At 61.1% G+C, this 24,487-nt stretch carries 16 protein-coding genes; 7 read left to right on the top strand and 9 right to left on the bottom strand.

The genetic code is table 11. The features are described from left to right. Positions 1 to 123: 123 nt before the first annotated feature. A complete protein-coding gene (locus tag V3W27_RS23020) occupies positions 124 to 945 on the bottom strand; it encodes a carbon-nitrogen hydrolase family protein (protein ID WP_330207634.1) in 822 nt (273 codons plus the stop codon). A 125-nt stretch (positions 946 to 1,070) separates the two neighbouring features. On the opposite strand from V3W27_RS23020, the gene V3W27_RS23015 reads away from it, so the two are divergent. After that, entirely contained in the window at positions 1,071 to 1,871 is an 801-nt protein-coding gene (locus V3W27_RS23015; protein WP_330207633.1) for a helix-turn-helix transcriptional regulator, read from the top strand. A gap of 233 nt (positions 1,872 to 2,104) precedes the next feature. Beyond that, a complete protein-coding gene (locus tag V3W27_RS23010) occupies positions 2,105 to 3,724 on the top strand; it encodes an FMN-binding glutamate synthase family protein (RefSeq protein ID WP_150368542.1) in 1,620 nt (539 codons plus the stop codon). A 6-nt stretch (positions 3,725 to 3,730) separates the two neighbouring features. On the opposite strand, the gene V3W27_RS23005 is transcribed toward V3W27_RS23010, so the two are convergent. Both V3W27_RS23005 and V3W27_RS23000 read right to left on the bottom strand, forming a co-directional pair. Beyond that, the gene (locus tag V3W27_RS23005; RefSeq protein ID WP_330207632.1) at positions 3,731 to 5,218 is read right to left on the bottom strand and encodes a glucosyltransferase domain-containing protein; all 1,488 of its coding nucleotides are present in this window, start codon (positions 5,216 to 5,218) and stop codon (positions 3,731 to 3,733) included. A gap of 164 nt (positions 5,219 to 5,382) precedes the next feature. Next, complete coding sequence (locus tag V3W27_RS23000) at positions 5,383 to 6,801, bottom strand: amino acid permease (RefSeq protein WP_027612097.1); 1,419 nt, start codon at positions 6,799 to 6,801, stop codon at positions 5,383 to 5,385. Between the two features lie 626 nt (positions 6,802 to 7,427). Here V3W27_RS23000 and V3W27_RS22995 point away from each other — a divergent pair. The 3 genes from V3W27_RS22995 (at position 7,428) to V3W27_RS22985 (ending at position 16,113) form a co-directional block, all read left to right on the top strand. Then, positions 7,428 to 7,886: an REP-associated tyrosine transposase gene (locus V3W27_RS22995; RefSeq protein WP_330207631.1), complete on the top strand. Its 459-nt coding sequence runs from the start codon at positions 7,428 to 7,430 to the stop codon at positions 7,884 to 7,886. A gap of 265 nt (positions 7,887 to 8,151) precedes the next feature. Then, on the top strand, positions 8,152 to 11,265 hold the full coding sequence (locus V3W27_RS22990; protein ID WP_330207630.1) for a transglycosylase domain-containing protein: 3,114 nt from the start codon (positions 8,152 to 8,154) through the stop codon (positions 11,263 to 11,265). A gap of 165 nt (positions 11,266 to 11,430) precedes the next feature. Further along, entirely contained in the window at positions 11,431 to 16,113 is a 4,683-nt protein-coding gene (locus V3W27_RS22985) for an NEL-type E3 ubiquitin ligase domain-containing protein (protein WP_330207629.1), read from the top strand. Between the two features lie 48 nt (positions 16,114 to 16,161). Here the strand turns inward: V3W27_RS22985 and V3W27_RS22980 are convergent, their stop codons facing one another. The 5 genes from V3W27_RS22980 to V3W27_RS22960 form a co-directional block, all read right to left on the bottom strand. Beyond that, a complete protein-coding gene (locus V3W27_RS22980) occupies positions 16,162 to 16,653 on the bottom strand; it encodes a CS1 type fimbrial major subunit (protein WP_096795545.1) in 492 nt (163 codons plus the stop codon). Beyond that, positions 16,650 to 17,414 (bottom strand): molecular chaperone, encoded by a 765-nt coding sequence (locus V3W27_RS22975; protein ID WP_330207628.1) that lies wholly within the window; start codon positions 17,412 to 17,414, stop codon positions 16,650 to 16,652. The genes V3W27_RS22980 and V3W27_RS22975 overlap by 4 nt, the downstream gene beginning before the upstream one ends. A 59-nt stretch (positions 17,415 to 17,473) precedes the next feature. Next, positions 17,474 to 18,730, bottom strand: coding sequence for a hypothetical protein (locus V3W27_RS22970; RefSeq protein ID WP_247268042.1), 1,257 nt, complete (start codon positions 18,728 to 18,730; stop codon positions 17,474 to 17,476). 28 nt (positions 18,731 to 18,758) lie between these two features. Beyond that, entirely contained in the window at positions 18,759 to 21,281 is a 2,523-nt protein-coding gene (locus tag V3W27_RS22965) for a CS1-pili formation C-terminal domain-containing protein (protein ID WP_330207627.1), read from the bottom strand. A 105-nt stretch (positions 21,282 to 21,386) separates the two neighbouring features. Then, positions 21,387 to 21,863 (bottom strand): CS1 type fimbrial major subunit, encoded by a 477-nt coding sequence (locus V3W27_RS22960; RefSeq protein ID WP_330207626.1) that lies wholly within the window; start codon positions 21,861 to 21,863, stop codon positions 21,387 to 21,389. Between the two features lie 515 nt (positions 21,864 to 22,378). Here V3W27_RS22960 and V3W27_RS22955 point away from each other — a divergent pair. Together V3W27_RS22955 and V3W27_RS22950 are read left to right on the top strand one after the other, a co-directional pair. Beyond that, complete coding sequence (locus tag V3W27_RS22955) at positions 22,379 to 22,960, top strand: PadR family transcriptional regulator (protein WP_096795541.1); 582 nt, start codon at positions 22,379 to 22,381, stop codon at positions 22,958 to 22,960. After that, positions 22,957 to 23,742, top strand: a complete 786-nt coding sequence (locus V3W27_RS22950; protein WP_330207625.1) for a siderophore-interacting protein — start codon at positions 22,957 to 22,959, stop codon at positions 23,740 to 23,742. The genes V3W27_RS22955 and V3W27_RS22950 overlap by 4 nt, the downstream gene beginning before the upstream one ends. Before the next feature lie 106 nt (positions 23,743 to 23,848). Here the strand turns inward: V3W27_RS22950 and V3W27_RS22940 are convergent, their stop codons facing one another. Beyond that, positions 23,849 to 24,487, bottom strand: a complete 639-nt coding sequence (locus tag V3W27_RS22940) for a Pr6Pr family membrane protein (RefSeq protein ID WP_330207624.1) — start codon at positions 24,485 to 24,487, stop codon at positions 23,849 to 23,851.

Below are 24,487 nucleotides of genomic sequence, written 5' to 3'. Positions count from 1 at the left end.
TCAAGCAGGTGTGTTGTCTGGACTGGCCTCTTCGCGAGCAAGCCCGCTCCCACAGTGACCGCATTCCCCTGTGGGAGCGGGCTTGCTCGCGAAGGCGTCAGCCCGACCGACACAGCATCCCGATCAGTGCGCAGGAATCAGCAACTCGCGCAGTCCGCCAGCGTGCTCCACCACCTCCCCCGGCAGTTTCAAACGCTGATCATCCAGGTAGCGGTAATCCTTGCGCGCAATCACCAACCGGTCGAAATCCAGCTCGACGCTGAACTGCCCCTCTTCCCGCCCCGCTTCGAACAGCAATTCCCCCAACGGATCCACCAGCGCACTGCCGCCGGCAAACATCAAACCGTCATCCCCGGCCTCGACGCGGTTGACCATCAGCGCAAACGCCTGGTTTTCCTGGGCGCGGGCCATGATCGCGGTGCGGTGGGTCGGGGCGTATGGGTCCATGTTGCCGTTGGTCACGATCAGCAACCCGGCGCCCAGTTGCGCCAGTGCACGGGCGGATTCGGGGAACTCGATGTCGTAGCAGATCAGCAGGCCGACGCGCACGCCCTTCCACTCGCAAGTGGCATAGCGGTCGCCGGGCTCGAACACGCCGCGATCCGAAGCCCAGAGGTGGGTCTTGCGGTACTTGAGGGCGATGCCTTCGGGAGTGATCAACAGCGTGGTGTTGTAGAAGCGCCCGTTGTCGCTTTCGGCCATGCCGATCACCACGGCGATATTGCGCTCGCGGGCGGCGGCCAGCACCGCGCTGACGGTCGGGCCATCCAGCGGCTCGGCGATCTGCGCCACGGTGTCGGCGCTCGGGAAGCCCATCAGGTGGGTTTCCGGGAACACGATCAATTGCGTGTCGGCGGCGCATGCGGCAATCGCCGCGAGGGCACGTTCGAGGTTGTACGCCGTGTCTTTGTCACGGCCCGCCAGTTGGGCGAGTTCGACTTTCATCGCGAGTCCTTATGGTCATGGCCGGGCGCTGAAAGATTGCCCGGTGGCTGTCTGTGGGCCAGTATGCGCAGCAAGCAACCGGCCAGGGAATCACGCGGCCGGGGTAACCCGATAGGGGTAGATCCATGACCGTTTCGTTTGATGACATCACCTGGCACCGCGCCGTCGGGCAACTGATCGACGCGCTGGACAAGCCGAATTTCTGGGCGCAACTGGTGCGTCTGCTCGACCAGTACGTGGCGTTCGATAGTTGGGTGGTGCTGCTGTTCAGTGCCGATCAGCACCCGCAGGTGTTCGCCGAATGCCCCGGCGAGGACGGCAGTCCCGACTCGCTGTTTCAGGATTATCTGCGCGGGTTGTACCTGCTCGACCCGTTCTACATCGCCTGCCGCGAGCAGTCGCGCACCGGGCTGTACCGCCTGTCCGAGGTGGCACCGGAGCATTTCGAGCTGACCGAGTATTACCAGCGATACTTTCGTCTGAATGTGGTCGCCGACGAAATCCAGTTCAATTGCCAACTCGAAGGCGAGCGCATGCTGTGTCTGTCGCTGGGCAGTGAAAAACGTTTCACTGGCGAACAGATCGCCTTGCTGTCTTTGATCCAGCCGTGGGTGCTGGGCCTGTTGCGTCAGCGCCTGCCGTACGAGATCAACCAGACCGTGGCCCTCGCTGCCGCGCCAGCTGCGGCCGACTGGCGGGTGCAACTGGAAGCCTCGGTGCAACAACTCAAGGGTGCGCAACTGACCGCCCGGGAGCTGGATGTCGGGCGTTTGATGCTCAGCGGTTGCTCCAGTAAAGAAATCGCCCGTAAGCTGGAAATCTCCGTAGAAACCGTGAAAGTCCATAAGAAACACATGTACAGCAAGCTGGGGATCAAATCCCAGTCGGAGCTGTTTTCGATTTTTCTCCAGGCGCAGAACGCCTGAATAGCCTTGGTACGCAGGAGATATCTGAAGCTTGGAATCCCCTGTGGCGAGGGAGCTTGCTCCCGCTCGACTGCGCAGCAGTCGCAAAACCTGGTCACGCGATGCAGCAGACAGACCGTGATGGCCGGGTTTGGGGCTGCTGCGCAACCCAGCGGGAGCAAGCTCCCTCGCCACAAGAGCAAGCCAGTCTGCGCGCCATGGGTAACCATTGAGTCCGAACCCAAGGAAACCGTATGAGCCTGTCACTCCTGAGCCGCTACGCCTTCTTTGCCGTCTGCGTGATTTTCACCCTCGCCAGCCTGCCCTTTCTCGAACACGACTGGCTGTGGCCGATCACCGCCGTCACCGGCGTACTGAGCCTGCTTGGTCTGTTCGACCTGCTGCAGAGCCCGCACGCGGTGCGCCGCAACTACCCGATCCTGGGCAACATCCGCTATCTGGTCGAAGGCATCCGCCCGGAGATCCGCCAGTACCTGCTGGAATCCGACAGCGACGCCCTGCCCTTCTCCCGCGCCCAGCGTTCGCTGGTGTACTCGCGGGCGAAAAATGAAAGCGCCGACAAACCCTTCGGCACGCTGATCGACGTGTATCAATCGGGCTTCGAATTCATCGGCCACTCGATGCGCCCGGCACCGTTGAGCGACCCCAACAGTTTCCGCGTCACCGTCGGCGGCCCGCAGTGCACCCAGCCGTATTCGGCCTCGGTGTTCAACATCTCGGCGATGAGCTTCGGCTCGCTCAGCGCCAACGCCATCCGCGCGTTGAATCAGGGCGCCAAGCTCGGCAACTTCGCCCACGACACCGGCGAAGGCAGCATCAGCCCGTATCACCGTGAACACGGCGGCGACCTGACCTGGGAACTGGGCAGCGGCTACTTCGGCTGCCGCACCAGCGACGGCCGTTTCGACCCGGAGCGCTTCGCCACTCAGGCACAGAATCCGCAGGTGCGGATGATCGAAATCAAGATGAGCCAGGGCGCCAAACCCGGTCACGGCGGGATCCTGCCCAAGCACAAGGTCACCCAGGAAATCGCCGACACCCGCGGCATCATGATGGGCGAAGACTGCATCTCGCCGTCACGCCACAGCGCGTTTTCCACGCCGATCGAAATGATGCACTTCATCCAGCAACTGCGCGAACTGTCCGGCGGCAAACCGGTGGGCTTCAAGTTCTGCCTCGGGCATCCGTGGGAGTTCATGGGCATCGCCAAGGCCATGCTGGAAACCGGGATTCTGCCGGATTTCATCGTGGTCGACGGCAAGGAAGGTGGCACCGGCGCCGCGCCCGTGGAGTTCACCGACCACATCGGCGTACCGATGCGCGAGGGTCTGCTGTTTGTGCACAACACCCTGGTCGGCCTGAATCTGCGCGACAAGATCAAACTCGGCGCCAGCGGCAAGATCGTCAGTGCCTTCGACATCGCCAGCGTGCTGGCCATCGGCGCCGACTGGGCCAACTCCGCGCGCGGCTTCATGTTCGCCATCGGCTGCATCCAGTCGCAAAGCTGCCACACCAACAAATGCCCGACCGGCGTCGCCACCCAGGATGCTCTTCGCCAACGCGCCCTCGTCGTCCCGGACAAGGCTCAGCGCGTCTACAACTTCCACCGCAACACGCTCAAGGCGCTGGCAGAAATGCTCGCCGCCGCAGGCCTTGAGCATCCGTCGCAACTGTCGGCCAAGCACCTGGTACGGCGCATGTCGGCGACCGAGATCAAACTGTTCTCGCAGCTGCATGTGTTTCTGAAACCGGGGGAATTGCTCACGGGTGAGGTGAATGGCGAGTTCTATTCGCGGATGTGGCAGATGGCGCGAGCAGACAGCTTTGAGCCGCAGGAAGTGGCGGCAGCCTGAGCCTCGTCACCAACTGAGCAGGCGGTGGGGCGGCGGCTCTTTCATGACGATGAAACCGTAATCGCCAATCAGGTAAATCCGGTAATACAGGCTGTCCACCAGCGCTGGAAAACCCTGATAACCGACGCGGGTGGCGTTGCGCCGCTCGCGTTCGGCGACCACGTTGGTAATGCCTGCTGACGGCAGATTTTCCGCGAGCATGAAGTAGTCGACGTTGAGTAGATAGTGCAGCACCGGTAGCCGTTTGAATGAACCGGTCGCACTGACCAGCCAGCGATCGGAGTAGCTCACCGAGAGATAGATCCGCTTGGCTTCACGCAACTCGCGATGGGCGGCGATGTCGTGGCTCAGGCTGTACAGCGCGCTGTTGGCGAAGGTTTTCTGCAGATTCAGTACCCGGCCGTAGGCGAAGGACAGCGAGAGTGTCGCCAGCAGCGGAATAATCAGCAGCAAGGGCAAGCGACGGTGCGCGGATGCCAACGCAACGTGAGACAGATAGAACAACCCCAGCAACAACACGCCGAAGCCCATCAGGGTGCGCGCGCCTTCATTGAAATCACGGAACAGCAGCGTGATCCCCGGCACCAGCAAAGTCAGGACAGGCAGCGTGAGCAAGCACAGCAGCAAGTCTGGCCAACGGTGCGGGCGGCACTGAACCAGTCGCACACTGCCAGCGATCGCACACAACACCAGCGCAGCGAAAACCCACGGGTAGCCACCGTGAAACAGAAGCGCGACTTTCTCCAGGACCCGAGCGAAATTGATGCCGATCTGCAACAGCGGATCGGCGTCCAGGTTCAACAGATCCGTTTTTCGCAACGTTTCCATGAACGGGTACGCCGTGGCGCTGTAGATCAGGATGCCCAGGCCCGCTTGTGCGAGTTTCCAGCCCAGCATCCGCAGAATCTCCGGCCACTGCGTTCGCCGCTGAACAGCCCTGATCAACTCGACACAACACAGCCCGAGAAACACATTGAAGCTGATCTGATAAAGACCGATTGCCAGCGCCAGCAACGCCGCCGGCACCAGCCAGCGCTGCACCCGCGATGAACCTTCGAATGTGATGGCGTAGATCGCCGCGACCATGCTCAGGGCCATGATCGGGCCGTCGTATTGATAGGACAGGTTCTGCAACAGGAACGGGTTGTACCAGAGTGGCAACGGCACCAGACAGCAGGCCAGCGTCGGTTCTGCAAAGTAGTGAAAGGTCAGGCGCGTCAGGGCCAGACTCATCGCTACGACGGCGAGCAACAGCGGCAACGGAAAGATGTTCGGCGCGGCGCCGGTGAACGTCAGCGCTTGATAAAACCAGTCGGCAAACAATCGCCCCTGCCCGGCCCAGGCATTGCCGGCGGCCAGCGTGCGCCAGTTGTCGTCGATGTACGGGAAGTCGGCGAGGATCAGGGGCAGGACGTACAACGCGGTAGCCAGCAGGAAGAACAGCGCGACCTGACGCTGACTGAGTTCTCGTTGGAGAAATGCGCTCGTTCTCATGTGCGCGCCCCGTTTCAATGCCGCGCGAAATTGCCAAGTGATACAGGTTTGAGCCTTGCTTCGAGGTTTTTATCGCGCTTTCAGACCGGCGGTTACAGCTTCTGAAACGCCCATAAAAAACCCCGACCAATAGGCCGGGGCTTGTTTGTTACCGTACTGTCGACTTACGAGACCGAACGCACCGCACCCTGCGTTTCACCGGTCGGTTGCAGCTTGAACACGTAGAACAACACGGTCAGCAGCACCAGGAACACCGGCCCCACATATAGCGCCACGCGGGTGTCCGGGAAGTACGCCATCAGGCCGACCACCAGCACCAGAAACGCCAGCGCGAAGTACGAGCTGACCGGGTACAACCACATCTTGTATTTCAGGCCGGCACGTTCGCTGGCGCTCAGGCCTTTGCGGAATTTCAGTTGCGCCAGCAGGATCATCACCCAGGTCCAGATCGCGCCGAAGGTCGCAATCGACGTCACCCAGACGAAGACTTTCTCCGGCACCAGGTAGTTGAGCAGCACGCCGATCAGCAGCGCGAAAATCGACAGCAGCAGCGCGCGGCGTGGCACGCCATTGGAGGTCTTGGCGAACCCGGCCGGAGCCTGGCCGTTCTGCGCCAGGCTGTAGAGCATGCGCCCGGTGCTGAAGATGCCACCGTTGCACGACGACAGCGCCGCAGTGATCACCACGAAGTTGATGATGCCGGCGGCGGTCTTGATCCCCAGACGCTCGAAGGTCATCACGAACGGGCTGCCCTGGGTGCCGATTTCGTTCCACGGGTAGATCGACAGGATCACGAACAGCGCGCCGACGTAGAACAGCAGAATGCGCCAGAACACCGAGCCGATCGCATCGGGAATGGTCTTCTGCGGGTTCTTCGCTTCACCGGCGGTCAGGCCGATCATTTCGACACCGAGGTAGGCGAACATGACCATTTGCAGGGACATCAGCACACCGGTCACGCCGTTGGGCATGAAGCCGCCGTGGGCCCACAGGTTGGAAATCCCCAGCGCCACGCCGTCGTTGCCGAAACCGAAAGCAATGATGCCGACGCCGCCGATGACCATGGCGATGATGGTGACGATCTTGATCAGGGCGAACCAGAACTCGAATTCACCGAAGGCTTTTACCGCGATGAGGTTGATCGAGCCCATGCTGATCAGCGCCGCGAGGGCCCAGATCCAGCGCGGTACATCGGGGAACCAGATGCCCATGTACACGGCGACGGCGGTGATTTCCGCGACGCAGGTCACCAGCCACAGGAACCAGTAGTTCCAGCCAGTGAGAAAGCCCGCCAGCGGGCCGAGGTAGTCCTGGGCGTAGCGGCTGAACGAGCCGGCCACCGGGTTGTGTACGGCCATTTCACCGAGGGCGCGCATGATCACCAGGATCGCCAGACCGCCGAGAATGTACGACAGCATGATCGCCGGGCCGGCCATTTCAATGGCCTTGGCCGAGCCGAGAAACAGGCCGACGCCGATACAGGCACCGAGTGCCATCAGGCGAATATGCCGTTCGCCGAGTTCGCGTTTAAGCGGGCCGCCGTGAGCGGTCTCGCCATGGGGCAGGTGATTGCCGACTGGCATAGGGATACAACCTCGTCTTGTTATTGGATATGACCACCGTGTGTCGAAGCCTCGACCGATAGGCCTCAGCTTCCCGACACCGCGCCTGCTTCGTGGGCAGACACGTCATGCAGGACCCTGCCTGCAAGATCAGCGGGGCGTGCAGTATAGAAAGCTTGTCACAGGGCTTTTCACTCTATAAGTGACAACATTCAGCTAGAAGTCTCGGCAAAAAGCCGCTTTGCGGAGAGATATTACCTGATATGCGTAGGAATATTCACCACAAAAAATCCCGGCGAGTATTGCACGATGATGGTGCACCGTCATGGCCCTGCTTTGGTGGTATTGCGTGGGGGACGGCTCTAGCACAGCCGTTTCGATGAACTTGACTGTTTAACCCCCTGTGGCGTGGGAGCTTGCTCCCGCTCGGCGGCGCAGCCGTCGTATTACCTGCGCACGCGGTGTTTCAGACAGATCGCGATTAGAGGGATTGGGGCTGCTACGCAACCCAGCGGGAGCAAGCTCCCTCGCCACAGAGAAGGCGACATCTGGAAATTTTCGGAAATTTCGTACAGTCATCGCAGACCCAATTCTTGAATGCTGCGACTAGCGTGAATAGGGATTGAACTCGCAAAGGACGCAACGGAATGCGTAAACCCCTACATTCACATCGGCTCCGCCGAGGGCGTTGTTCGGAGTCAGGACGTGCTTATCTCATAACCGCCGTGGTGTATCAGCGACGCAGAATATTCAGCGATTGGCAGGTGGGGCGTTTGTTGGTAGCGGAACTCCGGCGAGCTCATGACCAGCGATGGGTCGACTCGATCGCCTGGGTGGTGATGCCTGACCACTTCCATTGGTTGGTCCAGCTGGAAGAAATACATATTGAACGTCTGATGCAAGCGGTGAAATCCCGCAGCACATTGTCGATTAACCGTGTCCTGAACCGAAAAGGCGCGTTTTGGCAAACCGGCTATCACCACCGAGTCATCCGTGATGGAGAAGACTTGAAACCCTTCGCCCGATACATCATCGCCAATCCGCTACGGGCCGGCCTGGTAGAAAAAATTGGTGACTACCCACTCTGGGATGCCTGCTGGCTCTAAAGCTCCCCCCCCTGTGGCGAGGGAGCTTGCTCCCGCTCGGCGGCGCAGCTGTCGTATTACCCGCGCACGCGGTGTTTCAGACAGAGCGCGATTAGAGGGATTAGGGCTGCTTACGCAACCCAACGGGAGCAAGCTCCCTTGCCACAGGTGCAGTTTTCTTCAGAAACCGCTCCCACCCAAACCCCGCACTTTTTTTTCCCCATCACCAACCACCGTCTAAGCTTCAGTCAAGTCCGATCAATCTGCGTGAATGGATCAATCGACTATGGGCGCTTTGTGGCAAACCGATTCGAGTAAAGCCGTGGTTCCGACTGAACGTGTGGATGAAGCGCCTGTCCCCCCCAAAAAACGCCGCAGCCGGCATGGCTGGAAGGCGTTCTGGTTATTGCTGCTGATTATCGCCATCGTGGTGGGTCTGGCCGCGAGCAAGGAGATGCGTACCTCGCGTTTCCAGTCCCGGGAGCTGAGCCAGTACGCCGCCTCGCTCAAATATCAGCTGGAGCCCGGCCCCAGCGAAGCGATCCGCTATCCGGGCAACGGGCCGTTCGATCTGCGTCTGGGCTACAGCTCTCTCGATGAATTCCTGCCACGCCTGCTCAAGCGCAATTATGTGATCACCGAGCAGACGCGATTTTCACCCGCGCTGTTGAGCTACACCGACAAGGGCCTGTTCGTGCCCTATTCGGAAAAGATCCAGGCCGGGCTGTCGATCACCGATTGCCGCGCTGCGCCGTTGTATCAGTACAAGTACCCGCAGCAGCTGTATTCGAGTTTTGCGGCGATTCCGCCGGTGGTGGTCAGCAGTCTGTTGTTCATCGAAAACCGCTTTCTGCTCGACCCCAAGCAGCCGCTGGCCAACCCGGCGGTGGACTGGCCGCGTTTCGGCATGGCCGCGTGGTCGCAGGTGGCGAAGTTGCTCCATCTGCCGGGGCAATCGGCGGGCGGCAGCACCCTGGCGACGCAACTGGAGAAGTACCGGCACTCGCCCGATGGCCTGACGGTGTCCGGCGCCGAGAAGATCCGTCAGATGATTTCCGCCAGCGTGCGTGCCTATCAGCCCGGCCCGCAAACCCTCGGCGCGCGGCAGAACATTATCCGCGACTACCTCAACAGCGTGCCGCTTTCCGCTGTACCGGGGCACGGTGAAGTACACGGCATGGCCGAAGGTTTGCGGGTTTGGTACGGCAGCGATTTCAACCAGGCCAATGCACAGCTGAACAGCCCGGCCACCGATGCGAAAACCATGGCCGACAAAGGCCTGGCCCTGCGCGAAATGCTCTCGCTGATGATCGCCCAGCGCCGCCCTTCGCATTACCTGACCAAAGGCCGCGAGGAACTCGCCGACCTCACCGACAGCCACCTGCGCCTGCTCAAACAGGGCGGCGTGATCGACAGCGCGCTGGCCGATGCCGCACTGGCGAGCAAGGTCACTTACCGCGACTGGCAGACCCAGCCGACCCTTCAACCGATCGAAACCAACAAGGGCATCAGCGTCGCCCGCAGCCGTCTGGCGAGTATGCTCAACCGTCCGCTGTACGACCTTGATCGCCTCGACCTCTCAGCCACCAGCACCTTGCAGGGCGAGTTGCAGACCCAGGCTACCGATTACCTGAAAAAACTCGCCGACCCCACGTTTGCCGGGCAGATCGGCCTGATTGGCGAACGCCTGCTCACCCCCACCAGCACCACCCAGGTGCGTTACAGCTTCACCCTGTTCGAACTGACCCCGGACGGCTCGCGGGTGCGCGTGCAGACCGACAGCACCGACCAGCCGTTCGACATCAACGAGGGCAGCAAGCTGGAGCTCGGCTCAACGGCGAAGATGCGCGTGCTGACGACCTACCTGCAGATCATCTCCGAACTGCACGACAAGTACGGCGCCATGAGCGTGCCGGAACTGAAGAAAGTCGAAGTGCCGGATCAGGACCGCCTCAGCCAGTGGGTGATCGATTACCTGATCCAGAACAAGGACCACGACCTGTCGAAAATGCTCGGCGCCGCGCTCGACCGCAAATATTCGGCCAGCCCCGGCGAGGCGTTTTTCACCGGTGGCGGCCTGCATGTGTTCCACAACTTTCGCAAGGAAGACAACGGCCGCCTGCCGACCCTGCGCGATGCGCTGCGCGAGTCGATCAACCTGCCATTCATTCGCCTGATGCGCGACGTGGTGCGCTACGTCACCTACTCCGGCCCCAACAGCAGCGCCGAACTGCTCAAAGACGACCGCGATCCGCGACGTCAGGAATACCTGGCCAGTTTCGCTGACCGCGAAGGCACCTCGTTCCTGCTCAAGTTCTGGAAGAAGTACAAGAACAAGGACACCCAGGCGCGCCTCGACACCTTCCTCGACAGCATGCGCCCGACCCCGATCCGCATGGCCGCGGTGCATCGTTATCTGCTGCCCAATGCCAGTCAGGAAGACTTCAACAGCTTCGTGCGCGCCCACCTCAAAGGCGCCAAGCTCACCGAGAAACTCACCGACGATCGCCTGATCCGGTTGTACGACGCCTACGGCCCGGGCACCTACGATCTGCCGGATCAGGGCTTCATCGCCAAGGTCCACCCGCTGGACCTGTGGTTGATGGGCTACCTGCTGCACAACCCGGACGCCACTTTCAGTCAGGTGGTCAAGGCCAGCCAGTTCGAGCGTCAGGAAGTCTATAGCTGGCTGTTCAAGAGCAAGCACAAGGGCGCCCGCGACAGCCGCATCCGCACCATGCTCGAGATCGAAGCGTTCCTGGAGATTCACCAGCGCTGGCAGAAAGTCGGCTATCCGTTCGACCATCTGGTGCCGTCGCTGGCCACCGCCATCGGCAGCTCCGGCGATCGTCCTGCCGCGCTGGCCGAACTGATCGGCACCATCCTCAACGATGGCGTGCGCATGCCGACGCTGCGCATCGACAGCCTGCACTTTGCTGCAGACACCCCGTATGAAACGCGTCTGACCAACGACCCGCATGTGGGCAAACGGGTGATGCCATCGGAGGTCGCCACGGCAATGCGCGAAGCGTTGTCGCAAGTGGTGGACTCGGGCACGGCGAAACGGGTGTCCGGCAGTTTCAAAACCGCCGACGGCACCCCGCTGGTGATGGGCGGCAAGACCGGCACCGGCGACAACCGCATCGAAGCCATCGGCTCCGGCGGGCGCATCCTCAGTTCGAAGTCGATCAACCGTACCGCGACCTTCGTGTTCTACATCGGCAACAACCACTTCGGCACGCTCACCGCATTCGTCCCCGGGCGCTCGGCGGAGAACTTCAAGTTCACCTCGGCGCTGCCGGTGCAAGTGCTCAAGGGCATGGCGCCGATCCTTTCGCCATACCTGCAACCGGGCACGCACACGATGTGCCAGGCGCCGGAGGTCACCGCCGCCCGGTAAGCCACGAAAGCAGCGTGGCGTGGTGGTAACTGTGTATTTTTCCCTCCGTGTTTTTCGAAGGCTCCGTACGCAACCCCGGCGCTTTCAACCGGGTATTTGCGCTTTTTTCACCCACTGTCCTTGCCTAGGCTGATCGCTCCATTTTTGATCAAGGACGATCCAGCAATGCCCACCCTTTCCCCGCAGGGGCAACCGCCACGCACAGCGCACCTCGTCTCACCGGATGTCAGTGTTCATTATCAAACGATCGAAAAAGCCATTCCGGCGTGGCTACGCGCAAGCTCAGCAAAGCGGGTCAATGAATTGCAGCTGCACCGACTGAAGCTGCCGGCCTGGTATCAAGAGGTGTCGGACGCCGAACACCTGCGCCTGCAACAGCAGATGGAAAATGCCTGGAAGGCGCAAAACCAAGTGGACAAGGCCTTGAGCAGTCTGCAAGACGTCTACGCCTTCGCCAAGCCGTTATTACAGCAGGCGTTGCGACAGCGCTTCGGCGTCGAGGACGATGTCGAGAACACCTGGCTGCGCCTGTACGCCCCCGTCAACAGCGCGTGGTGGGCCCATGACTTTGCCGGTGCAACCACCAGCCGGACCGTCTCGCTGCTCGACGCTGCATTGCATAATTTCGCTTGGGATGAGGTGTTCAGTCCGGACTCGGAGTTCATCACCCGCCCCGATGCCAACGGCCACTTCACGGTCAGGCCGCTCAAGCACAAACTGAGTATCGAGCAGTTCAAGTCACTGTGCCGCGAGCTGAATATCGGCGCCCGTTACGAGCAGCATTTGAACGAGTTTCTGGGCTCGGGCAACCGTGTCGCCCGCCAGGTTTTGCAATACCGGGTCATCTTCAGTCAAAAAAGTACATTGAGCGTCTGTGCCCAGTTGGCTCTGGCAAAAAAGGACATTGACCGCGACGCCTACGAGGTCATTCAGGGCATGCTCGATGACCGGCGCAACCTGCGCTGGCGCGGGCGTGCCATCAACTACTACAACCTCGCCATGATGGATACGGCGCTGACCGGTATCACCCTCATCGCCCCTGACGTGGACACCGCCAACGCCCCGGTCCCGGTGATTGCCTATGTGCCCCACGACCCGGAACACCCGCTCAAACAATACCCCTCGGCGCTGGACTTCATGGCGGAACTGACGCGGCAACTGCGCGACCGCGACGCTGCCGGCAGCTATCAGCGGTTTTTCAGCCAGTTCGTCAACCATCAGCAGCGCGGGCATTTTTTTGCAGGGTTGAACGCCCGCCTGAGCAACGTGAAATGGCACGCCGTACCGCCGGGAACCAACCTGCCCAGTTGGCGCGAGACACCTGTGGATCACCCCGACCTGCGCTTTCGTCTGACGAAAGTCCAGGACGACCGCGATACCCGCTACACCGGCAGTCTCTGGACTTACTTCTATCAGCAGAAGCTCAACAAGATTTTCAATGACGCCCGGGAGATCGCCATTTCCACCGAGTATGCCGACCGCATGGCCCGCTGGGCCTGGTGGGACAACCTGGGGAAAATCCTCTCGGATATCTTCAACGTGGCGCTGCTGGTGGTGACCCCGCTGGTGCCGGGGCTCGGCGAATTGATGCTGGCCTACACCACGTATCAACTGCTCGACGGCGTCTTTGAAGGCATCGTCGACATGGCCGAAGGGCATTTGGCCGAAGCGGGTGAGCAAGCCATTGGCGTGCTGCAAAGCATCGTCCAGCTCGGCGCCTTCGCCGCTGGCGCCAGCCTGGGACGTGTCGCACGGGTCAAGCTGTCGTCGTTTGTCGAAGGCCTGAAACCGGTGCAGTTGGCCGATGGCCAGACCCGTCTGTGGAATCCGGATCTGGCGCCCTATCGCCTGCCGGAACAAACCCTGTCGAGCCCGGCCCGCCCCGATGCGTACGGCGTTCATACGCTGGGGGACAAACAATTGCTGCGCCTGGATCAACACCTGTTCGAGGTGACCAAGGATCCGGTTTCCGGGAAACACCGCCTGCGCCATCCGCGACGTCCCCGGGCCTACGCACCGACGCTTGCGCACAACGCCGACGGGGCCTGGGTCTGTGAAACGGAAAACCCGCGTCTGTGGGACGGGCGAAAACTGCTGCGGCGCATCGGTCATCGCACCGATGGTTTCAGCGACGCGCAACTGGAGCACATGCGCCTGCTGACCGGCACCGACGAGGACATGCTGCGTCGCATGCATGTCGACAACACCCCGCCGCCACCATTGCTCAGCGACACGCTGGATCGACTTGGCCCGGCGCGTCCGGTGCAGCCCGACGCGCCACTCTCGCCGGCGGCCAGCCAGGTGATGGTGGATTGTCCACAGTTGACGCCGGTTCTCGCCGAACGGGTGGTGTCCCATGCCCGGCCGCTGGAACAGCAGCAAGCCACGACGCAACGCCGTCTGCCCTTGCGTTTGCGCACGACCGCCCGCGAGGTGCAGTTTGAATTGCAGTCCGTGCGCGCCGCCCAGGGTTTGCAGCAGGAAGCCCTGAGCAACATCGACAGCGAACGGCTGATCCTCGGCGCGCTGCGGCATTACAGCGATACCTTCGGGGCGCTGCGGATTGAAATCCGTGAAGGCACGTTCGACGGCGAGTTGCGTTGCGAGGCCGGTGCCGCGGTCGCCGAGCGCATCCGGGTGCTGGTGCGGGTTGCTGCCGATCGCTATCAAGTGCGCGATGGCGCGAACCTGCCGATCCACCCCGCCAGTGGCCTGTACGAGGCAATCCTGCAGGCGATCAATCACGATGGTCGTAGTGCCTTGGGGTATCGAACCGACGATATCGAACCGTTCAAGCAGTGGATCATCGCCAGAACCCAGGCCCCCAGCGAGCGGCGCACGCTACTCGCCAGTCCGCCGATCCGCCCGATCGCGGAATACAACACCCTGTTTCTGGTGCGCGGCCCGGGCCTGAGCCGCAATGCCGCCACGCTGGAGCAACGCATCCAGGATCTGCATCCGCATTTCAGCCCGAGCGAGGTCGAAGCGTTTGCCAATGCTCTGACCGAACGCGGCGAGCCGCTCAAGGCCATCGAGGAGCACGAAAACGAACTCGATGAACTGCGGGTCATCGTCCATCGCTGGCGCTATCAGCAACCGCAGACCTGGGGGCCGGGCAGTCAGGGGTTCCGTGACGGTGGCGGGCTGCATATCTACGAAAGTCTGCTGGACTGCTTCGAGCGCAGGAACGCGCATCTGGGCAACCGCGCCGACCCGTCGGCCTATGCGCTGGACCTGTCGCGGGAACTACTCTCTACGAATCTGGAAACCTGGTGGGCGAAACGTCCACCGCTGAAGAAGTTTCTCGACAAGGTCACGCTGCTCAACCTCGATAACGCGCGGTTTTCCCCCGACGCCAACGGCCTGCTCAAAGACTTTCCGAACGTGGTCGAGCTGAGCGCCAAATACTGCGAGTTGACGCGCTTGCCGGACCGCATCGGAACCACGATGCGCCGCCTCGAACGTCTGCGCCTGAACAACAACCACATTGTGCTGGACCGTGCCGCCGTCGAACGGCTAGGCAACCTGACCTACCTCGAAGTGCTGAGAATGGACGACAACCCGCTGGGGCTGTCGCCTGATCTGTCACGCATGCCGCGCCTCAAAGTGGTGGCGCTGAAGAACACCGGCCTGACCACCTGGCCGGACGGCATTCTGGCCAAGCCTCGGCCACGCGGTCTGCTGCTCGATCTGCGCGGCAACCCGCTGACGGTAATCCCCGACGTGCCGAGCGGTTCCGATGGGCAATGGCTGGTGGCGCGCACGCGTCTGGACGTCGCCGCCCTGTCGGACCTCAACCAGTTGCGTTACCAGGACAGTCGCCGTTCGATGGCACTGCCACCGGAGCCGATCATGCCGGTCGCCATCCCGGGCACCTCGATCATCTCCAACTATGGCGCCGACTACTGGTCCGACGTGCCGGGCTGGGGCATTGATCGCGAAACACCGTGGACAGAGCTGGTGGAAGATCCCATGGCCGCACCGTTCATGGCGACGTTGCTCAGCGTGCGTGAGTTTGCCGATTTCCGTGCTGGCGGAGCGGCGCGCGAGCAGTTGATGCAACGCGTCTGGCGCATGCTCGACGCCGTGCATGTCGACAGTCGCTTGCGCGAAAAACTGTTCACCATGGTGGTGGCGCCGGTAGATTGCGCCGATGCCGGCGCGCAGCTGTTCAACCACATGGGGGTGAACGTCCTGGCCTACGAGGCCCATGCCTATTCGGTCGAGCCGAAGGAACTGGAACTGAAGCTGGTGACGCTGGCCAAAGGTGCAGCGCGTCTGGAACAGGTCAATGAAATCGCCCGGGCCGATGTCGCCAGTCGTGGCGGCAACCCCGATGACGTGGAGGTTTATCTGGCCTACCAGACCGGTCTGGCCAAACGTCTCGGCTTGCCCTGGCAGTCCGAGGGCATGCTGTACCGGCCGGTGTCCGGCGTCACTGACGCGATGATCGATCAGGCCTACGACACGGTACTGGCGCTGGGTGAAGGTGATGGCCTGGTCAACCAGATGCTTGAGCTCGACTTCTGGAAAGAGTATTTGAGCGAGCGCTATCCCGTGCGCCTGGAAAGCAACAAGCGTCTGTTCCAGCACCGCTACGAAGCCCTTGAATCGCTGCGCGAAATCCAGCTCCAGTGGGTGCAGTCGACCGTGGCCGAGGAACGCGCAGCCTTGCGCGAACAGCTCAAGACGTTGATGAACGATCTGCCGGCGCCGGCAACCGTGGTGTTCAATGAGGAGCCGATTAGCGACACGCTGTTCGAGCGGCTGCTGGTCGATCTGGCGGATGACGAAAAAGAACTCGCGCGTCGCCTGACCCGTGAAGCCCTGACCCGCGCCGGGCTTTGATAACGGCGCGCCGGTCTGCCCGTTGCACATCGGGCAGGCCGGGCAACCTCAGGGTGCCGCCGCATTGAAGATCAGGTGCACGTTGCCATAGTAATTCCCCGGCTTATAGCCGCCGGCGGGCGTGATCGGCTGGATCTCCAGCGCATAACGCCCGCCGGCCCTGGCCTGCTCCGCAGAAACCACCTGACGCGGCGTCTCGTGAGTCAGCACGGTATCGGCGAAGCTGACGCGCAGATAAATGTTCTGCTCCTCGCGACCATTGGACAGAAACGCTGCGTTCTCCAGGCGGGCCTCGATGGCACTGGTGTCGTGCCTGAGGTCGAAGTGTTTGCGCATTCCGCCGAGGCTCTTGGTGCTGATATTCCACGGCAGAATCTGCGCACGATGAATCCAGTCCGTTTCGGCCGGTATCACATAAAAACCCAGCGTCGGAATATCCACCGACACCTCGAACCGGTGCTCTTCGCGTGCCGCAAACGATTCTGCACTGAACAGGGTCAGAACGCCCGCGCACAGAGTCATCAACGATGGCTTGATCATCTCAGGTCACCCCGTGATGAGAGGCCGGCTACGCGCAGGGACTTCTTGCTGTCGCCTTCCACCAGATTGAAGCGGTATTCACGTCCGGCCTGCTTGGCGAACTCGAAACTGTTGCCTGCGCGGAGGTGGTGTTTGGTGGTTGGCTCGCAGGCGGTTTCGTCTTTCAGCGCACAATTGCGGAACTCGTCGATCAGCACCACGGTGTTGCCGTTATTGCGCACTCGATAGGTTGTCGGGGTGTCTTCGATCACGCTGTCGAAATGGCTGTCTTTCGGGCGCACAAAGAACACCGTACCGAAACCGGTCATGACGTTGACCCCGGCCGACAAGGTGGTTTTGTATTGTTCACGCTCCTCGGCGGACACGGCGAATTCGTCTTCCTTTTCCGGGACAACGGGGATGAACCGCACGCGGAAATAGCGCTCCCGGTCACGCTCGCCCATCATCAACAAACGCGTACCCTGCATGCCGTTGGCCGGCACGATCAGCCGCGCGGGGCTGGCCATCAGGCCGTCTCGACTGCTCATGTCGGCCTGGCTCCTGACCTCGATTTCCCGCGAGGTGCCGTCGGCGTCGTAGAGGATTTCGAGGATGTTGACCTTGACGAATGCAGTGCTGTCGCCGCTGTTGAATACCCGTTTCAGGTACGTGCTCTTGTCACCGTCGAGGTAGTCGTAGACCGTCCCGACATTGATCTGCGGGCCGGCCTGCAGGGCAAAGGGCAGCCCGCTCAAAACCATTGCTAACACCAGACGCTTCATCACCTTGATTCCTTGGTCGTTGAACACAATGCCGAGTCGACTCATCGCTGAATGGCCCATCAGATATCCGAATCCCAGATCACAATGACAGTGCCGGAATAGCTGTCGCTCACGCCGGGCTGCAGCATCTCTGCCATCGAATGCGGCGGAACTTCGAAATGCAGAGTTCCCGGGGCTCGATCCACATAAAAACCGGGCTTGAAATACAGGGCACTCCCGACGCCGGGCTTCAATCGCATGCGCCGCACCGGCTGGCCGGCAAGATCGGTTATGCCATTGGGCATGCTGACGCTGACGTACAGCTCGACTCGACGGTAATTATTGCTGTCCTGCAATCCGCACTCGCCACCTACTCCGGGACCGCAGTTGATCAGCATCTTGAAACGCGATGACGCCGAAATGTTGAAGGTCTGGTCGCGGAACAGCCCGACCGGCCGCCGTCCGGCCTGCAGCCAGCTCTGCCAGCCACCGTTGGGAACCAGGCGGACTTTCTCGCCACCGGGCGGGATGTCGACCTTGAGGGTGTGCTGCACATTCAGATTGAAATTCAAAGTCAGAGACGAACTCGACGGCAACATCACATCGCCAAAATCGAAATCCGCATTCGGCCCGACGCTGTAGGTCAGCGAACCGCTGTAGTCCCCCGACGACATCCCAAGCGGGTCGGGGGTGACCAGTTCATAGGCAAAATCGAGGTGTTCCAGACGCAACCACGGCACATCGAACTTCGCCTGTTTGGTACAGGCAGCGGCCGCTGGCGTTTTCCAGAAAAACGAGTATGAATCGGGGGAGTACCACCCCACACCGCTGTACTGACAGGGCGCCGGAGCATAGACCCAACTTGAGCCCCACAACAGGTTGTGGGCGCTGCGATCGTCTTCGGCGCCCTCCACCAGTTTCATCACTTTCTCGGTCACATAGCGCGAACCGATACCGACGATCCGCACCTTGACGATTTTTGGCTCGCGGGTGGTCTCGTGATAGACCGTCAGCTCACGCCACTGCACGGGTACCTGAAACGTTGCCCCTTGCCGCGGCGAAGGATGATTCGCCGCAATCGGCGCACGAGCGTTGAACTGAATCGGCACCTGCAAGCTGAATATTTCGTGCTGCTCGCACTGCGCCGGATCGTAGGTGCAGTAACCACTGGAAGGCGTGGTGTTGTGGAACTTGTTGCGGTGCGGATAAGACGAGTCCGGCTTGAACTCGGCGGTGATCGACACCTGTTCGGCGTGAGCCGCAGATACCGTGCCGGCGACTAGCACAACAGCGGCCAGCCCGCGACGCAGGTATGTAGCCAAGGGTGAGACGTTCATGTCTGCAAATCTCCTGAAGCAGGCCGGATCAACCCGCGGTGTGAGCCTTTTGGGTGACGTCGGCCAACGTGTCCGGCGAGCAGCGCAAATCGCCGATCATCAGCACGTTGTTTTCGCTACGGTGTTGGTCGGGGTCGAGCCGGAACTGGCACAGCAGTTGATCGGCGTAGCGCACTTCGAGGGTCGGTGAGCCGGCGTGCATCTCCATCGAGAAAAACCCGTCGACTTCGCTGACCCCGCGACTGGCGTGATTGATCACGTGATGGCCTTTGAGCGGCTGGCCCTGGGAGTCGAGCAGGCGTCCGAGTACGGTGACGGTTTTCATCACCCGCACCTTGCGGTACTCCACGCCGCCCTTGTTCAGGTGATAGCGGGCGCGAGACGGTTCGATGTTGGCGGCCGGAACGTGATTGCCTTCGAAATCGAAGCCCACCGAACTGTTGCGGTAGGCCGTGAGCGGGATGAAATTACGCCCCGGCCGCAGCGCTGAACTGCCGCCGCTGAGGTCGTCGGCGCGCAGGGTGACGTCGGCGATATCCGACTCGACATCGACGATCATTCCGGCGCCACGGCCCTGATGCTGGCTGGTCATGACCAGTCGCTGACCGCCGACGATCACGCTGCTGTCGAGGTTAACGCCACCGGTGAAGTTGCCGTTGTAGGACGAGCGCTGCACAAAGCCGTCGCCATTGACCCAGTCGGTACGGAAGTTGGCCAGGCTCGAAAGACCGACGCCGTAGGTGTCGGTCAGCGCCGTGACCGAAACGCTTTGCAGAATGTGATTCTGCAGATCCTTGCGATAGCCGATCGAGCCATTGTTGTCGCGCCCGCCATCGCGGGCGGTGCGGCTGCCGATGCTGCCGGAAATCTGCTGGCCCGGCCCGCCCAGCGCCATGTTGATGCTCAGGTCGATCCCGCGATTACGCGCCTCGCCACTGCTGTAACTGCCCGGCCGGTCGAACAGCGACAGCCGCCAGTTGGCATCACTGCCAAACAGCTCGGTGCGCTGCGTCCAGCCCAGGTCCATGCCCACACCTTCGACGTTGCCTGTGCTGTGCGAGACCCGCGCACTCAGCGAATCCTTGCGGCTGATACGGTGGTTGAGCGCCAGCGACGAGTTACTGGTTTCGCCGGTGAACACATTGCGCTGCCGTACGCGGGTGCCGTCGGGCAGCGTGTCGTAACTGTTACGGGTATCGAGCCAACTGCGGTTGTGGCTGACCACCAGACTGCCGGCGCCATAGTTGTACAGGCCCTGCACATCGGCGCCGGTGCCGTGGTCTTCGGTCTGATAGAGGTTGGCGAAGAGGCTGATGCTGTCGGCCAGGCTCCAGTCGATCGAAGTGCCGTACTGCAAGGTGTCGCGTACCTGACGCGCCGACAGGCCGAGGATCACCCGCGGGTGCAGCAGGTAGTTGAGCGCGACGCCGGCGGTGAGATCACCGCTTTGCTGTTCTTCCCAATTGCTCAGCAGTTTGCTTTCCTGCCCGGCGAACACATTATAGCGCCAGCGCTGGTCGAGGTTTTGCCAGTTCACCGGTTTGTAGACCAGCTCCTGAGTAGTCGCGGTGGTCTGGCCATCCTCGACCAGGCGCACTTCGACTTCATAGATGCCGCCGGGCAAGGGCCGGGTATCCAGCGTCTGCAACCCGGCCGGCACGGCTTGCGTATTGATCAGCAGGCCATCGCGATAGATCTCCACCGACGCCTGGCGATTGGCCGTGACGAAAATCGGGTAGACGCTGGGTCGCGGGCTGTCGATCGCCAGGCTGTCGGAGCTGCCATACATCACGCCCACCGCCGTGTCCGGGCTGGTACCGAACGACCGGGGTTGGCGGGTCAGGCCTTCGGAATTGGGGGTGAAATAGCCCAGGCGGAAAAAACTGCCCTGCAGTTCGCGCTGGGTGTAGAGCTCGTGTACCGCATGATAGGTCTTGGTGTCCGGCCCGCCGAGGCGCGCCAGCTGCATATTGAAGGCCTGGCTCCAGTTGCCGAGACTGGCACTGGCTTCCAGACCGAAGCGTCCGCCCAGATCCTGGTTCTGGCCGCCATTGAGGTTCAACTGATTGCGCAGCATCAGACCGCTGCTGCCCCCCTCGGGCTGCTCGTGGAAGCGTTGCGTCTGCAGATCGCGCTCGGCGTTTTCGGTGGCGATCGAGAGCAGTGAGTTTTCCAGGTTGTAATGCACCGCCAGCAGTTGCTCGGGGCATTGCCCGCTGCAGTTGCCAAGCGCTACGCCGGATTTGAGGAGACTGGCCCAGGTTTCGCGCTCGGCGGCACTGATACGGCTGTCACTGGTGTCGGTGAAGTCGAGCAAGGTAATGCGATCATCACGCGACAATACAATCATTGCCTCGCCCAGCGGTTGTTGATCAAGTTCGACACGAACCGCCAAAGGCACATCAAAGAAATGCTCTTCAAAGTCCGCCGGAAGACCTTTCGCCTGAGCCAGCAAACTTCGCGGGGTATTATCGACTGGAGGCGGCGCCGCCAGTACGCTGCTGCTCAAAAGCAACGCAAGCGCAGCCGCGATGGGCGTCATCGGATACATGAATTAATACTCTGATTACCGGAAGTAAAAGCCCGGCCGGGCAACTTCAAAGTTGCCGGCCGGTTACGTTACTGGACAAGTAACGTCAGGTATTGCCGTTATGACTCAAACCGAAGGTTCGACGACCAGCATGACCACACCGGTGTAATCGCCAGCGGCCGGTTTGGCACCGGTAGCGCTGATCTTGAAGGGCGCGCGATAACGCGTATTGGACTCGGTATCACCCACGACTTCCTGCGAGGTGGTGGTCAGCGTCCTGCCGTTGAGTTCGACTTTCAGGTCGATGGTGTTGCTACCGCCAATCAGCTTCGGCACCCCTTCCAGACGTGCATGAACCTTGCCGGCAGTGTGCAGCACGTCGAAGTGTCCGTTGACTTCGCGCATCGAATTGGTGGCCGGGTTGTAGCTCATGTCCTGATCCTTGTTGACCAGATCGGCATCCACCGGCACCGCATAGAAGTCGTCAGCCGGTACGTGCGCCACGAGACTGATGGAGTGCTTGGCTTCAGTGGCGGCAAACGCCATCGAGGCGCTCATGGCCAGGACAGTCAGAGGGGCGGCAAAGGCGAGTTTCTTGAGCATCATTGAATACCTGTCTTATATAAATTAGTTGAGTCGTCGAGCAGTCACGGCGAACTGAACAGTCACGAGCAGTCAGTGCTAACCGTTAACTTTCAACGCCGAAGAATGTTCAACCAATTTATCTTTAAAGTAAGCAGGCAACGTCCTGCGACCTTGTAGCCTGGACGCCATTAGATGGGAAAGAAAAAACCGTGAAATTCAGGAAAGTTCCTGTCCAACTGTAAGATACAGACTACAGTGCGCCAGCCGAATGACTGCACGCGCCACAACTTCATAGCAACTTCCGTAAGACATGTACCACACTTTCCCGGAAATAAAGGGCGAAACGGAATATTAGAGAACCAGCACTAATCTGCGCCTTTGCCAGGGGATTTAATACTGCTTTTTCTTGATCATTTTCCGGTTTTTTCGACCGCAGATTCGATCGGTCAGGTGAGCGCCGTTGGTCAGGAACCCTTGTCAGCGCGTAAAGATATATCTTAAGTTGTATCTAAACACGACGAGAGAGCAGGAAAATGAGAGACCATCATTCCCCCCATCATCACCGCGAACACGGCGACGGCCGTGACGGCTTCGAAAAACGCCCCGGCCGCGAACGCGGTGGACGCGGCCCACGGGTCTTCGCCCCCGGTGATCTGAAATTGTTGCTGCTGGCGCTGATCGCCGAGCAGCCGTGCCACGGCTATGACCTGATCCGCCAGATCGAAGGCATGTTCGACGGCGCCTACAGCCCAAGCCCCGGCGTGATCTACCCGACCCTGACCTTCCTTGAAGAAAGCGACTTGATCAGCGGCGACGCCGAGGCCGGCAAAAAACGCTACAGCGTGACCGACGCCGGTCGTTTGTCCCTAAGCGAACAAGCGGTAGCGCTGGACGGCGTGCGCATGCGCATCGACGTCAGCAAACGCTCGTTGCGCGGCCATGACCGGCCGCCGGAAATCCACGAGGCGGTGCACAACCTGCGCCACGCCTTGCAACTGCACCACGGACGCTGGAGCGCGGAAGAAATCCAGCGGGTTGCCGCGCTGCTCAACGACACCGCCAAAGCCATCGTCGACGGCCCCGCCGTTCAAACTGCCCCGGAGAAAGCCGAATGACTGCAGTCGATACGCAAACCATTCACCGCGTGATGCACGAAATCAAACGCCGCAAACTCGAAGTGCTGCGCGTGGTCGACCTGACCCCGCGTATGCGCCGCATCACCCTCGGCGGGCCAGAGCTGGCCGGGTTCATCAGCCTGGGCACCGACGATCACGTGAAATTGCTGTTCCCGCAGAATGCCGAACAGGCTGCGGCGCTGGAAACCATGGTGCTCGGCGCCGGCAAGGACAACGGACCGCTGCCCGAGATGCGCGACTACACCCCGCGCCGCTATGACCTGGACAAACTCGAGCTGGACATCGACTTCGTCCTGCACGGCGACGGCCCTGCCTCGACCTGGGCTGAACAGGCCAAGCCGGGACAGTTTCTGCACATCGGCGGGCCGCGCGGTTCGATGATCGTGCCGGACATCTTCGACAGCTATTTGCTGATCGGCGACGAAACCGCCCTCCCCGCCATCGCCCGCCGCCTCGAAGGCCTGGCGAGCAATCGCAAGGCGCTGGTGGTGATCGAAGTGGAAAACGGTGCCGAGCAACAAGTGCTGGAGAGCGCGGCGCAGGTCAATGTGATCTGGGTCCTGCGCGACGGGGGCAAGGACAACCTGCTGACCACGGTCAAAGAGCTGCAGGTGCCCAAGGGCAATCTGTATGCATGGGTGGCGACCGAGACCAAGGTCTCGCGGCAGATCCGTCGGGTGCTGCTGGATGAGCATGGGCTCAATGAACAATTCGTCAAAGCCGTCGGCTACTGGCGCGCCGAGGGTTCGGCAGAAGAGTGATTTACCCTTGTGGGAGCGGGCTTGCTCGCGAATGCGGTCGATCATTCAACCATGATGTTGACTGACCTGACGCCTTCGCGAGCAAGCCCGCTCCCACATTGACCTTTTAACTTCGTCCTGACTGCCAGCGGTCGATGCCGATCACCAGCAAGCCAATCAGCACAACCCCCACCAATATCCCTCCGGCATTGATGAACACCTGTGCATAACCCAGCAGCGCCACATCGATGAACGGATACGCATACGCGCCAAGCAGATGCCCGCGCAGCAACGCGTAAATGAAATACACCAACGGGTAAATCAGCCACAGCGGCAGGTGCCAAAGGCGCAACGTGCCTTTGGGTACGCAAAACCACCAGTAACCGAGAAACAGCAGCGGCATCACGTCGTGCAGCAGTTCGTCAGCGATAAACTGCCAGCCCTGCGGGTGCCACAAATGCCGCAGCAAAATGCTGTAGGCCAGCCCCACCACAGCAATGCTAACTGCCACCCCGCTACTGACCCACGGTTGCAGAAACCAGCGCTGCGCAGCGGATTCACGCCGGGTGACCGCGCAGGTCAGCACCGTTGCCACCAGCGTGTTGGTCAACACCGTGAAGTAACTGAAGAAACTCACCAGCCCGCCCAGCAGGCTGGCGTCGACACTCAGCCGCGCAAGGAAAATCAGGTACAGCTGGATACTCAGCCCGGCCCAACCGAGCGTGGCGATGAGCGTGATCAGGCGTCGCCGCGTAACGGCGTCCAT

The organism is Pseudomonas sp. AM14(2022) (assembly GCF_036346455.1).
GTDB lineage: Bacteria > Pseudomonadota > Gammaproteobacteria > Pseudomonadales > Pseudomonadaceae > Aquipseudomonas > Aquipseudomonas putida_A.
The sequence above is the reverse complement of the archived record's forward strand: the minus strand, read 5'-3'. Positions and strand labels throughout refer to the sequence as shown.